Consider the following 13,699-nt stretch of genomic DNA (forward strand, 5'->3'; position numbering starts at 1 on the left):
ATTCCTAAACCTCAGCAAAAAGAGAAGGGCCTGCAAAACTAAATTTGCAGGCCCATCTCTTTTAACAAAGAATCTTAATGCTTTTCTTCTACTATCAATTCTTCTTTATGATACTCAACTACGGGCTTCTTTCCAAAGAACCTCTTAACCCTTTTGGAATTAGTATCTGCAATCAGGTACATACATGGAACCAATACCAATGTAAGGAATGTACCAAACACCAAACCGAAGATCATGGTCCAGGATAATGGCCCCCAGAAAGCAACGTTGTCTCCTCCGAAGTAAAGGTGTGGATTAAATTCACTGAAAAGCTTAGCGAAATCCATATTCAACCCAACTGCTAATGGAATCAAACCAAGGATAGTTGCAGTTGCTGTAAGCAATACAGGAGTCATACGAGTACGTCCCGCTTCAATTACAGCATCTTTCACAGACATTCCCTGCTGGACCATCAGATCGGTAAACTCTACTAGCAGGATACCATTACGAACAACAATACCAGCAAGAGCGATAATACCTACTCCAGACATAACGATTGACATTTCCATCCGGAAGATAGTTATACCAAGGAACACACCAATAACACTGAATAATACCTCGCTCAGAATAATAAGTGGTTTACTGATCGAGTTAAATTGAAGTACAAGGATAATTAGGATTAATCCGAAGGCTGTCATTAAAGCTCCTCCCAGGAAGTTAGCTGTTTCCATTTGCTCTTCCTGCTCTCCTGCCATCTTGATCATTACCCCATCAGGAGCTTTAAATTGATCTATCTCAGTTTGAACTGCCGCTACAACCTCGTTTGGATTATAATCACCTAGTACGTTAGATGAAAGAATAATAATTCGCTTCTGCTGTTTGCGCTTAATACCACCGTAAGTATTTACATAGTCGATATCAGCAAAAGATGACATGGGTACCTGACGTATCATTCCGCCCATGGCCATATCGCGGTAAGTAACCTTCATATTGCGGATAGACTGCAAATTATTACGCTGGTCTTCCTGAGCCCTTACATTGATCTCGTAATCTTCATCATCATCACGGAACTTAGAAGCCTCCATTCCATATATAGCTGTACGAAGATCTTTACCAATCTGTCCTGTAGAAATTCCTTCACGATTGGCTCTCTCACGGTCAATGTCAAATAAGATCTCGGGCTTGTTATTCTGGAAGTCAGATCTCAATTCCTCAACACCTGCAATTTGCTTTGCGTCGAGATATTTTTTCAACCTATCAGCAGTTCTTACGATGGAATCCAGATTATCACTGGTTATCTCTATAGAGATTGGTTTTGCTGTTGGAGGTCCTGATTGCTCTTTCGTTACCGAAATCTGCGCTCCTGGAATACCTTTAACCGCATTTCTTATCTTATCGAGATATATCGCTGAACTTTCGCCGTGGCGTTTTCCAAATTCGACAAAGGCAACAGTTACCTTACCCTTATTGGTGTACTCACCCTGATCTTCATCCTGCGGATCTGTTACCCCAACAGTTACATTGGAGATAATGGAAGAAACGATCTTGTTATCTCTACCAACTACCTTAGTTACCCTGTCTTCAACCTTTTTAACAACCTCATTGGTATAAGCCTGATCAGTACCTACCGGTAACTGTACGTACACATAAACGAAGTTTGGATCAGATTCAGGGAAGAAAACAACTTTAGGCGGCAAGACGCCGATCAATACAATAGTGAATATAAACAAACCAATAGTACCGAAGATCATAGTTCTTGGACGATCAACAGCCCAGTGGAGCAGCCTTGCATATTTGTCCTGGAAACGTGGCCAGGCATTTTCCTGAAAGCGCTTCACCAACCCAGTCAGATAAAAATGGTTCAGAAGGTAAAGCAGTGCAAGAAATACTACAAAGTTTCCTAACCCGAAGGAGATCAGATAGCCTAGAAGAGCTACGACACCGAAGATGACCAGAACTTTCTTAACTGTCTTATCAAAGGTCGGTTTCTTATGCTCCCCTTCGTGATGTGGCTGCATAAAATCGACTGCAAAGACAGGGTTAATAATATAAGCTACTATTAATGACGCCAGCAATGTAATGATCAGCGTTGTGGGAAGGAAGAACATGAACTTTCCTATTATACCTGGCCAAAACAGTAATGGGACAAAAGGAGCTAAGGTTGTCATCGTACCAGAAAGAACCGGCAGGAAAACTTCCCCCGCAGCCATCTTAGCAGCTTTCACAATGGGCACTTTTCCGTTATCAAAGATACGGTGCGTGTTCTCAATTACCACGATGGCATCATCGACCACAATACCCAGTCCTAATAGGAAAGAGAACAATACAACCATATTCATGGTAAAACTGAAACCAGCTATAGAACCAAGGGCTGGCATGGTAAGGAATGCCACAAACATGGATAAAGGAACCGAAAGCGCTACGAATAAGGCATTAGTTACCCCCATAAAGAACATCAGGATTACTGTTACCAGGATAAAACCAATGATAATAGTATTGATCAGATCATGCAGAGTTACACGGGTCTGGTCAGACTGATCTCCTGTTAAGGTTACCTGAAGATTTTTTGGAAGAGAAGTTTCCTTCATTTCCTTGATCAAGGCATTGATCTTGTCAGATGCCTCGATCAGGTTTTCCCCACTACGCTTTTTTACGTTAAGCGTAATTACATTCTTGCCGTATAATCTAGCATAACTCTTCTGCTCCTTAAATGAATCCTTTACCTCTGCTATATCTTTTAAATAAATAGAGGCTCCGGTAGGACCTTTAATAACCATATCGCCAATTTCTTCAGCTGATTTAAAGTCCTTTTTAACATTTAATGTACGTCTGACACCATCCATTGGAACAGTTCCCCCCGAGATCGTCATATTCTCATATCTGATCGCGTTCTCAATGTCGGTAAATGACACTTGAGCAGCAGCCATTTTATTCATGTCTACATTCACCTGAATTTCAGGTTCAAGTGCCCCTACGATGTCTACTCCCGAGATTTCCTTTAATCCTTCAATTCTGTCTTCCAGATCATCAGCGTACTCTTTAAGGGTCTTCAAATCATAATCCCCTGAAATGTTTACATATACAATAGGAAGGTCTGCAAGGTTAACGTCAGAAACGGTGGGATCATTAGGGAGGTCCGTAGGTAAGTCACCTTTGGCTTTATCTACAGCATCCTTAACCAGTTGTTTTGCTTCTTTCGTTTCAACATTAGCGTTGAACTCAGCAGTGATCATAGAGAAATCCTGATAAGAGTTTGAGGTGATTTTTTTCAATCCTTTCAAACCTCTTAATTCCTTTTCGATCTGCTTAGTCACCAGGCTTTCCATATTTCCGGGAGATGTTCCCGGATAAACGGTAGTGACAAATATTTTGGGAATAATTACCTCAGGAAAATTCTCCTTCGGCATATTATTATATGCTATTATACCCATTATGGTGATGATAACAGTGATGACGTAGATCGCCATCTTGTTATCAATCGCCCAACTCGAGGGCTTAAATTCTTTAATTACGTCTTTCATCTTAAAAGAGATTTGAGAGATGAGCTAGTAAATTTTATACTAATTCTGCTTTATATTTTAACCGGATCACCTTCATTCAGGTTCTGGAATCCAAGAGTGATAACCTTATCACCTGCCTTTAAACCACTTGCTACTAAAGCCTGGCCTTCTGAAACTTTATCCGTTGTGATGATCACTCTTTTTGCCTTTCCTCCTTCAGCCACATAAACGAACTCACCACTTTCTGATTTCTGTACAGCATTCACAGGTACAGTTAAGGCTCCGTTGGATCTGAAGTCGACAATTTTTAACACAGCTAACATATTAGGTCTGTATTTTCCTTTTGCTGGAAGTTTAACGTTCACTTCAAAACTTCTTGAAGCAGGATCAATCACTCTGGAAGCAAATGTTACTTTCGTACTTAAGCTGTCCTGAGCGTCAGGAAGGATCACCATTACTTCATCCCCTGTATTTACTCTTCCAGCATAGGATTCAGCTACTTCTGCCTTCACTTTCAGGTTGTTAGCATTAACAACAGTTAGTCCAGGCAAACCAGGGTTCAAAGCCTGACCTAGTTTCCAATCCATCTGATCAACTGTACCCGAGATCGGCGATTTTACACGGTACATAGCTAATTGAGAGCGCAATACTGCGATTTGTTTTTCAACTGCTTCTTTTTGAGTTTTCGCAGTGATATACTGAACTTCTGTTCCGATCTTTTGCTCCCAAAGCTTCTTCTGACGGTTAAATAAGCTTGTTTGAAGCTCTAATTGAGTTTGTAACTGCGAAATATTCTGACGAACAACTTTATCATCCAGTTGAACAAGTGCTTGCCCTCTGCTCACTTGCTGACCAGGGCGAACATAAATAGCTGTGATCACTCCTGGAGCCTCTGCGCTCACCTGAACATTTTCCTGAGCATCGACCTTTCCCTGAACTTCAACAAAGCTTTTAAAGATCACCGGTTGAACTTCTACAACCGAAACTTCCGTAACCTGTAGTGCTTTTTTATCCCCTCCAACTTCTTTTTCCAGGCTTGCTATTTTGCTATCAAGAGAAGCGCGTTCTTTCTTAAGTTCGGCTAATTGCGTCTTCGGATCTTTCGATTTTCCGCAAGCTGCGATAATTGCTATTGCTATTAAATATGTAAATCTTTTCATGTTTCTATTAATTGTAATGGTTATTGAATTCGTCCGTAAGCGTTATCAAGATCAACTTTACTTACTAAAGCGTCAAATAATGACTGGATATAATTGTTTTCAGCTGTTTCCAACTCTGTTTGAGCTTGGGTTACTTCAATACTAGATCCTACTCCTTCCTGATATTTAATTTTCGAAACCCGAAGCACCTCTCGAGCTAAATCCATGTTTGCTTTCTGATTGTTTAGCGACTTAATGCTGTTTCGGAACGTAATCAGAGAACTTTCTTGCTGCAGAAGAAAACCGTTCTTCACTAGGTTCAAGACATTCTCACTCTTTTTTACCTCTATCTGCGCCTGCTTAATTTGATATTTTCTTTGAAAGCCCGCAAAAACCGGAACATTTAATTGCAAGCCAACAAAGGTTGTTGGGAATTTTCTGTCGTATAGATCCCTGAATTTATCAGACTGGAAACTATAGGAGGTAGTACCGAAAGCAGCAAGAGAAGGTAAATATTCGGATTTTAATCTTTCAACATTTAGCTCATTAAGCTTCCTTTGAGTTTGTAATAAATTAAATTCAATTCTATTTCTATATGCTGCAGTATCTACCGCTTGCGACTCATCAAGATTTAGACTTATATTATTAATCTTATCTTTAACTTCAAGCTTGTCGGTTATTGGCATTCCTATCTGGAACTTTAACAATTGAGTTGATAGTTCTACTAAACGAACTGTATTTTCCCGTCTTGTTTGTAAGTTATTATAGTTCACAGTTAACCGGTCTAGATCTATTCTTTCCACGAATCCCTGCTTATTTAGCTCTGTAGTTTCCTTCAATTGTTGACCTAATTGCGCAAGATTTGCATCAAGTAGTCTTATTTGTTCTCCGCTAACCAGAACCTGATAGTACGCTTTAGTTACAGCAACTGTAGTAGCAATCTTTGTCCTGGTTAGATTTCTCTCACTAAGTTCCTTATATGTCTTAGAGGCCTTTAAGCCAACTAAATAACTACCATTAAAAAGTAATTGGGTTGCAGATAGTCCTGCATTGCTCTGGTATTTCACACCAAACTGAACTGGCGCGAATGTACCCGGATCCCCACCGAAAAATTCGGCTGGTATAAGCGTAGTAGGTATCTTCAAATAGTCCTGAAACTGCGCACTTCCACTCACCTGGGGCAAACCAATTCCAAAAGTTTCCTTTACCTTGTATTTGGCGCTTTCTATATCAAGCTTGGCGTTCTTAATCGAATCCTGATTCTCATAAGCATATTGCAGACACTCCTGCAAATTAAAATTAAACGTTCTACCCTGCGGGTTTTCCTGCGCACGTATCGCAATACTGCTCAGAAAGATGAGGGTGATAAGTAGGGTATTTCTCATAATCCTATAATTGTTCGCTATGTAATTGTTTGTATTGTTCCACTTGTTTATGACCTTCCAGCGTGCATAATCCGTATAAAAAATGTTCAGTGATCTCTGTCATTACTTCCGAAAGGTTGAACTTTCCAGGGGCAAAAGACACCTGATTAAAAACTGCATCCACCTGATCCATTCTCATAATTGAAATTATCTCAGCGTTAATTTCCTTCCTGAATAAACCCTCTTTGATTCCCCTTTCAATGTTCTTGGTGATGCAGGTTTGCATGTACTCATTACGGTGTGTTGTAAAAACTTTCCAGGTTTCTGGATGATACTTCTGCATGTCATAAAAGATCATTGGGTTGATCTTAGACAACAACTCCTGCAAATGTGTTACAACCATTAGGATCTCTTTCACAGCGTCAGGCGCCTGTTCACAACTAACATCCATGGTACAGGTTTGCCTGTTAAGCATCTCGGTAATAAGAACATGCACCAATTCATCCTTATCTCTGAAATGCTGATAAATTGTTTTTTTGGACATCCCCAGATGCTTTGCTATATCATCCATGGTTATCCGCTTTATTCCGTACTGACAGAACAAGCCTTCTGCCTCGCTTAAAATTCTTTGTTTAAGATCCATACTTCCGGTTTCCCAATCACTTCCCAAAACTATGGAAACTTTTTTCTTATCCAAAGTTTCCACGCAAAAAACTTCACACTTTCAGTAAATCATTTTACAGCCAAGAAAATCACCAGATATAGAATGGCATATTTTAATTAGTACGCCTTCTGCCTGAAAAATGTAACTTTGCCAATTAATTTTTTGTATGAATTTGTCGCCTTTATATGCTATTTCGCCTGTTGATGGTCGTTATAGAAAAACTACACAGGATTTGTCTTCCTATTTTTCTGAAGCTGCTTTAATTGAGTTCAGGGTTTATGTAGAGATTGAATACTTCATTGCACTTGTTGAATTGCCTCTCCCTCAGTTAAAGGAATTTCCATCAGGAAAATTTGAAGCTTTAAGAGATATCTACCGGAACTTTAAAGAGGAAGACGCACAAAGGATTAAAGAGATCGAGAGCGTTACCAATCACGATGTTAAGGCAGTAGAGTATTTTATAAAAGAACAATTCGATACACTCGGACTTGCAGAACACAAGGAATTCATTCACTTTGGTTTAACCTCTCAGGATATTAACAATACATCTATCCCTCATTCATTTAAACTTGCCATTGAGAGATCTTACCTCCCGGCAATTACTGAACTGGTAGATCATCTCAAAAAATTAGCCGAAGACTGGAAGAATATACCTCTTTTAGCTCATACCCACGGTCAGCCGGCATCTCCTACCCGTCTTGGGAAAGAGATAATGGTATTTGTAGAACGCCTGGAAAAACAGTTGGAGCAATTACTGCAGGTTCCCTACTCAGCAAAATTCGGCGGTGCGACAGGTAATTTCAATGCTCATTTCATTGCTTACCCTCAAATAGACTGGAGAAGCTTTGGTAACGACTTTGTAAATAACCGACTTGGCTTATCCCGTTCTCAATATACCACCCAGATAGAACATTACGACAACTTTGCTGCTCATTGTGATGCTCTTAAAAGGATCAATAATATAATTATGGACCTTGACAGGGATATGTGGACCTATATTTCGATGAACTACTTTAAGCAAAAGATCAAAGCCGGAGAAGTAGGTTCTTCCGCTATGCCGCATAAAGTGAATCCTATCGATTTTGAAAACTCTGAAGGAAATTTAGGTATTGCAAATGCTTTATTTGAGCATCTTGCAGCTAAGCTCCCTATATCAAGATTGCAACGTGACTTAACAGACTCCACCGTTCTTAGGAATATTGGAGTTCCTGTTGCACATACCCTTATCGCAATTAAATCAACGATCAGAGGTTTGAATAAGCTGCTTCTTAATGAAAGCGCAATCCAGCAAGACCTTGAAGATAACTGGGCAGTTGTAGCTGAGGCAATTCAAACGATCTTGAGAAGAGAAGCTTATCCGAATCCTTATGAAGCATTAAAGGAACTTACCCGCACAAATACTAAAGTAAATGCACAAACCATTGCAGAATTTGTCCAAACTCTAAACGTTAACGAAGCGGTAAAAGAAGAGATCAGAAAAATAAGTCCCCAGTCCTATACAGGAATTTAATCATAAAACAGCAAGGATCCTGAAGGAGGCTTTAGAGTATTAATTATAAGAACGTTCAGAGAAAATAACTCTGAACGTTTTCGTTTATATGGCCTATAACTTTCACCTTCGGATTGTGCAATGGCTGCTATTATCACAAACCTGTCAAAACTTACTTATCCGGCAATTCCAAACCTCTTAACTGGTAATTTTGTTGTGTCAAGAAAAAGGAACTATGGCTATCAACATTAATGTATATACAGAATCTACGCCTAATCCAGCTACCAGGAAGTTTTTGGTAAACAAACTTCTTATTAACGGAAGTGTGGATTTCGCTACCAAAGAAAGCGCTGAAACATCGCCGTTTGCAAAGGAACTTTATAAATTCAATTTCGTTAACGGTGTATTCTTCGCGAGCAATTTCGTTACAATTACCAAGACAGAGGAGGCTGATTGGGCCGACATCGAGCAGATCCTTAAAGAATTTGTGAAAGGTGCCGTAGAATCAGAACTTAAGGTTCAGGAAAACCCTCAGGAAGAAGCACCGGCTTTTGAAGGCACAGAACAAGAGATAAAGATCCAGCAGATCCTGCATGATTACGTACGTCCGGCAGTAGAACAAGACGGAGGCGCAATCTCTTATAAATCATTTGAAAACGGAGTGGTAACGGTAGAATTAAGAGGATCTTGCAGTGGATGCCCTTCCTCTACATTTACGTTAAAAGCTGGTATAGAGAACCTTTTAAAAAGAATGGTGCCTGAAGTTCAGGAAGTTGTATCAGAAGCATTGTAATGCTATCTTGCTTTTAAACATTTTTAGTAATTTTATCTAAATCGATATTTAACAAAGACCGGTAGAGGGATAAAACCTTCGCCGGTTTTTTATTGCATTCTAAACCCCTCCTTCATCCTGAACTTGCTCCACGACCGCCCCTACAACTCAGCCTCTTTTTTATAAAACAGCAGATAAATCAAGCTTAACACAACAAAGCCGGCAGAAGCATAAAAAACCATAGGAATACGTCCGGGAAGATCCTGATAAAACCATCCAGCAAGGAAAGCTCCCAGGCCGATTCCCGCTTCAAGCGCTATGTACATTGTCGCAACTGCCATCCCTCTCCGCTCTGGGTGACTTAAATCAATGGTCCAGGCATTGTAAGCGGGCGAAAGGATACCTGTAGCAATGCCATAAATAGTTGATGCAATCAGCAATGCAGACATTGATTCAGCCTTTCCAATCATCACGAGAGAGGCAATAAGAACCACTGAAGCAATTTTGAGAACCCGAACACGACCGTACTTATCCGATGCCTTTCCAGAAACGAAGCGTATAAGAACAGAGGAAATAGTAAAGGTCATAAAGAACAAACCCTTGTTCGCAATCCCCAGGTGCTCACTCCAGTCTGGTACTACGGTCAGCATCGCCCCATAACTCATATAGGAAAGAAAAGTAACAAAGGCCGCAGGAAAAACTTTCCATTCCACCAACTCATTTCGCTGCATCTTTAGCAGTCCGAACTTGAACGCTTGCTTCTCATTCACCGTTTCCTTCATGTTCATAATGATCAATATTGATAGCAAGGCGAAGGCAGAAGAGCAATAGAAAAGTATATTGATGGAATAGTAGAGCGTTATCGCACTTCCAATAGCCGGCCCCAGGGCCATCCCGGTAGAAAAACACAAACCATGTATTCCCAGGGCCTCTCCCCTTCTGTCAACCGGAACCAGGTCTGCTACATAGGCAGCAGTGGCCGTAGGTTTGAAACCGGTCGAAAAGCCGTGTAATAATCTTAAAAAAAGAAAACCAGCAACAGAACTGAGAACAGGATAAAGAAAACCGCATACAAAACAAACGATAGAACCTACAGCCATTACCGGAACCCTGCCTATAGTATCGGTCAGCTTACCACTGAAAGGTCTTGAGATACCGGCAGTGATGGTAAAAAGTGCAATAATTAACCCTTTATGCTCTGCTCCACCCAAACTGCTTAGATAAGCCGGCAATTCGGGAATTAACATATTGAAACTCGCAGAGAATAGCAAAGAACTTAAGCAAAGAAGAGCAAATTGTAAGGTATATATAGACGACTTTTCAGAGAGCATAAATAAAAAAGAATATAGCGGAACTTAAGGCGCGACCGCCTGTTTTCGATACTTAGCCAGGTTTATCATCAGCACACTGGCCAGGATAACTCCTAGTCCCAATACCTGTAAAAAAGTGATTGTTTCATCTGCAAAAAACACACCCAGCAACACAGCAACCACCGGATTAACATAAGCATAGGTACTTACCTGAGTAGCTGGCCGTACTTCTAAGAGCCAAACGTAGGCACTGAAACCCGCAATAGAACCAAAAACAATAAGATAGGCTATCGATAGCCAGGCATCAACAGGAACTGTACCCCAATTGAAGCCAGAACCCTCATTCTGTATCATACTGCAGAAAGTAAAGGCTATACTTGCTATAAACATTTGCCAGGCAGAGTTTACAATGGCAGTTCCTGTGGAATAGTATTTGGAATAGAGCGAACCTCCTGCCCAGGCCATTGCCCCAACCACCAGTAAAGCCATTCCACCCATCTCAAGCATACTATCCTTATTTGAAAAAGCACTGATCATATTCTTATAAAACAATATGATCACGCCGATAAATCCGACAAATAAACCCAGAATGGTTGCTTTGCTGTTTAAATTATTCTTCCACATGGGCTTATCCAGCACAACAAACCAGATCGGCGCAGAGGAAACCAAAATAGCCACAAGTGCGCTCGGCAAAAATTGCTCCACCCAGATTACGGCACCGTTACCAACAAACAGTAACAGTAATCCGCTTACCAGTGCGTGCTTCACCTGATTCCACTTAAATACCTTCTCTCTTTTGTACAAACACCACAATAACATGATGAATGCTGCAGCAGCGAAACGCAAAGCACCAAGCATGAACGGAGGAAAACCGTGAATGGCTTTTTGAATAAAAAAATAGGTAGAACCCCAAACGATATAGACAATGGCAAAAGCCAAAACTACAAGCGAGGTTGATGCAGGTGTATGTTTTGTTGACATGTATTGATACTATTATAACGAAATCCTTGCGGCTTTCGCAACTTAATTCTCAATTTTATGCCATTTTTCCTTTAGCAACTCCACCACCCGCTGGTCGGTAGGAAAAGTAACATCATCCGGAGATAGTTCAGATATAGATTTCCAGCGGAAAGATTGTTTTATATCTCCATAAGTATCGAAGTCAAATGCTGCCTCCTTGAACCGCAGCCGGAGGGGGTTCTTGGGCACCACTAAGTAATAAATGCTAATGATCTGGCTTTCGTTGAATGCCGATTTACAGAAGAAGTCTGTCGTATAAAAATGTTCAACTACCTCCACTTCAGCTTCGCACTCTTCCACAAATTCTCTTTTCAGTCCTTCTATTAAGCCCTCGCCATATTCCAGTCCACCACCAGGAAACTTACTGAAACGTACACCATATTCTTCCTCGTCACTGATCAACACGTTCCCTTCTTCATTGAACAGCAAACCATAAACCCGAACATTAAAAAGATACATATCAGCAAAGGTAGTAGATTACATCTGAACTTCTTTATGCCGACGCACCGGGATGGTAAACCAAAACGTAGAACCATTACCAATGGCTGATGTCAGACCATATTCTCCACCGTGCTGTTTGATAATTTCCGCTGCTATATATAGTCCCAACCCCAGGCCCGAAAACTCCTGTGACTTATTATCCACACGGTAGAACCGGTCAAAAACATGAGGAATCTTTTCTTCTGGTATCCCTATACCAAAATCGGTAACAGAGATTTTTACAGATCCGCCTTCTTCCCCGGCCCTTACAATGATCTCTTTACCTTCCGGAGAGTATTTGATGGCATTGCTTAAAAAATTGATCAAGACCTGCTCTATTCTAATCCTGTCCCCTTCTATCTCTCCCACTACGCTGTTAAACACCTTGATTTCATGATGGTCCGTCATATGAGAAGCACAATCCTCAAGTAATTCCTTTACAGAAAAGCTTGAATAGCTTAAAAGCATCTTTCCTGCCTGAATTTTAGCATTATCAAGCAGATCTGAAATAAGTGAGGTAAGTTTATTCACCTGTTGATTTGCTTTTCCTATAAAGATTAATAGGGTTTTCTCGTCAGTATGCTTCTCAATAAGCCGCTTTACAATTTGAATAACAGCTTTCATAGTAGTAATGGGCGTTTTAAGTTCGTGACTTGCAACGCTCATAAACTCGTCTTTCTTCTCTAATAGTTTGTTTAGGAATGTATTCTCCCGGTGTCTTTCTTCTGCTTTTTTGCTCTCGGTGATATCCTGTATGATTGAGATAGTTTGACTAACCCCGCCCTGATCATCTATACTGAACACCCTGCCTCGCTCTCTTATCCAGCAAAGCTCCCCCTGAACATTGAAAATTCTGTATTCCACCTCCAGCAGCCCTTTACTTTGTCCCAACCTACATTTTTCACGAAACTCAAGGTACACTTTCTGGTCCTCAGGATAAATTATCTTACAGATCACAGAATCCTCCTTACTTTTAAGCGTGTCTATGAGGTAGCCTAAGAAACAATAAACCTGATTAGCATAGACCACTTTCTCGCCTACCTCATCATATACTAAAATTAAATCGGGAGAAGTGCTGGTGATCTGCTCCACAAAATTCAGGCTTTCCTGTAGTTTCTCTTCTGTCTCTTTCAGGAAAGTAACATCAGACAAATAACTAAGCAATTCCTGTACATGCCCGGTTTCCGTTCTCTTGAATACCACCGACTTCATTGTCACCCAATGCCATTCGCCATTAATATCCTTGATCCGGTGCAATAATTTCCTGTCGGTAGCCTGCACAGCTGCTCTTTCCAGCCAGTTTTTCACTTTCGGAATATCTTCGGGATGTATATATTCCTCAAAGAAACGTTCACCCAATGAATTGATAAATTCGGCGGAAAACCCCAGGATCTTATCCAGGCCTTTGTTGGTGTAAACGTATTCGTTGGTTTCGTAGTTATTAATCAGGATAATTTCAGGGGAGTTCTCGAGTACCGATTCGAGTGTTTCTCTGCTCCTCTCAAGCTCCTTCTCCTGGGCAACACGAGCTTCGATATTCAGAGCCATATTTAACCACAGGTCCCCCCTTTGCTCAACAGGATTCATACGCAGATAGTGCCAAAAATAATTTCCATCTTTTCGACGTAATCTTATCCGTGCGGCAAAGGGTTCAACGCTATCAAAACTAACACTGAAAGCAAGTTTTAAGTCTGAATAATCATCAGGATGAAAAAATTGATGGGTAGGGTTTTTCTGTCCCTCCTCGCCAAAATATTCCAGAGCCATGCGATTGAAAAACACACATGAAAAATCTGGGCTGCACACCCAAACTACCTCCTGTAAACTGTTTAAAATTTGATAGTAACTGGTAGACGAATTTTCGACGATCATTCAATAGGGCTCAAGATGTCAGTAGATGATAAAGGATATCTAAATTTAGACAATTTACTGATCATAACGAACTGAACTTAAAGATAATCAGGCTGTTTGTGAAAAAAATG

The 13,699-nt window shown here is 40.6% G+C and carries 10 protein-coding genes; 2 read left to right on the forward strand and 8 right to left on the reverse strand.

The window, feature by feature from the left end; translation table 11 throughout:
* Nucleotides 1-74: 74 nt before the first annotated feature.
* From J4N24_RS02435 to J4N24_RS02450, 4 genes are read right to left on the reverse strand one after another with little or no spacing between them, the layout of a single operon-like run.
* A complete protein-coding gene (locus J4N24_RS02435; protein WP_207532041.1) occupies nt 75-3,500 on the reverse strand; it encodes an efflux RND transporter permease subunit in 3,426 nt (1,141 codons plus the stop codon).
* Nucleotides 3,501-3,550: 50 nt separating this feature from the next.
* Complete coding sequence (locus J4N24_RS02440; protein WP_207532042.1) at nt 3,551-4,639, reverse strand: efflux RND transporter periplasmic adaptor subunit; 1,089 nt, start codon at nt 4,637-4,639, stop codon at nt 3,551-3,553.
* 20 nt (nt 4,640-4,659) lie between these two features.
* On the reverse strand, nt 4,660-6,003 hold the full coding sequence (locus tag J4N24_RS02445; protein ID WP_207532043.1) for a TolC family protein: 1,344 nt from the start codon (nt 6,001-6,003) through the stop codon (nt 4,660-4,662).
* Nucleotides 6,004-6,007: 4 nt separating this feature from the next.
* Entirely contained in the window at nt 6,008-6,679 is a 672-nt protein-coding gene (locus J4N24_RS02450) for a TetR/AcrR family transcriptional regulator (RefSeq protein WP_207532044.1), read from the reverse strand.
* Nucleotides 6,680-6,812: 133 nt separating this feature from the next.
* Between J4N24_RS02450 and purB the strand changes: the two genes are divergently transcribed.
* Both purB and J4N24_RS02460 read left to right on the forward strand, forming a co-directional pair.
* Nucleotides 6,813-8,156: an adenylosuccinate lyase gene (gene purB, locus J4N24_RS02455; RefSeq protein WP_207532045.1), complete on the forward strand. Its 1,344-nt coding sequence runs from the start codon at nt 6,813-6,815 to the stop codon at nt 8,154-8,156.
* A 220-nt stretch (nt 8,157-8,376) separates the two neighbouring features.
* Complete coding sequence (locus tag J4N24_RS02460; protein WP_207532355.1) at nt 8,377-8,928, forward strand: NifU family protein; 552 nt, start codon at nt 8,377-8,379, stop codon at nt 8,926-8,928.
* A gap of 140 nt (nt 8,929-9,068) precedes the next feature.
* Here the strand turns inward: J4N24_RS02460 and J4N24_RS02465 are convergent, their stop codons facing one another.
* From J4N24_RS02465 to J4N24_RS02480, 4 genes are read right to left on the reverse strand one after another with little or no spacing between them, the layout of a single operon-like run.
* Nucleotides 9,069-10,238: an MFS transporter gene (locus J4N24_RS02465; protein WP_207532046.1), complete on the reverse strand. Its 1,170-nt coding sequence runs from the start codon at nt 10,236-10,238 to the stop codon at nt 9,069-9,071.
* Nucleotides 10,239-10,262: 24 nt separating this feature from the next.
* Nucleotides 10,263-11,198, reverse strand: a complete 936-nt coding sequence (locus J4N24_RS02470) for an EamA family transporter (protein ID WP_207532047.1) — start codon at nt 11,196-11,198, stop codon at nt 10,263-10,265.
* 42 nt (nt 11,199-11,240) lie between these two features.
* On the reverse strand, nt 11,241-11,696 hold the full coding sequence (locus tag J4N24_RS02475; protein ID WP_207532048.1) for an NUDIX domain-containing protein: 456 nt from the start codon (nt 11,694-11,696) through the stop codon (nt 11,241-11,243).
* An 18-nt stretch (nt 11,697-11,714) separates the two neighbouring features.
* Nucleotides 11,715-13,589, reverse strand: a complete 1,875-nt coding sequence (locus J4N24_RS02480; RefSeq protein WP_207532049.1) for a PAS domain S-box protein — start codon at nt 13,587-13,589, stop codon at nt 11,715-11,717.
* Nucleotides 13,590-13,699: the final 110 nt, after the last annotated feature.

It is taken from the genome of Desertivirga arenae, from assembly GCF_017355785.1.
Lineage (GTDB): Bacteria > Bacteroidota > Bacteroidia > Sphingobacteriales > Sphingobacteriaceae > Desertivirga > Desertivirga arenae.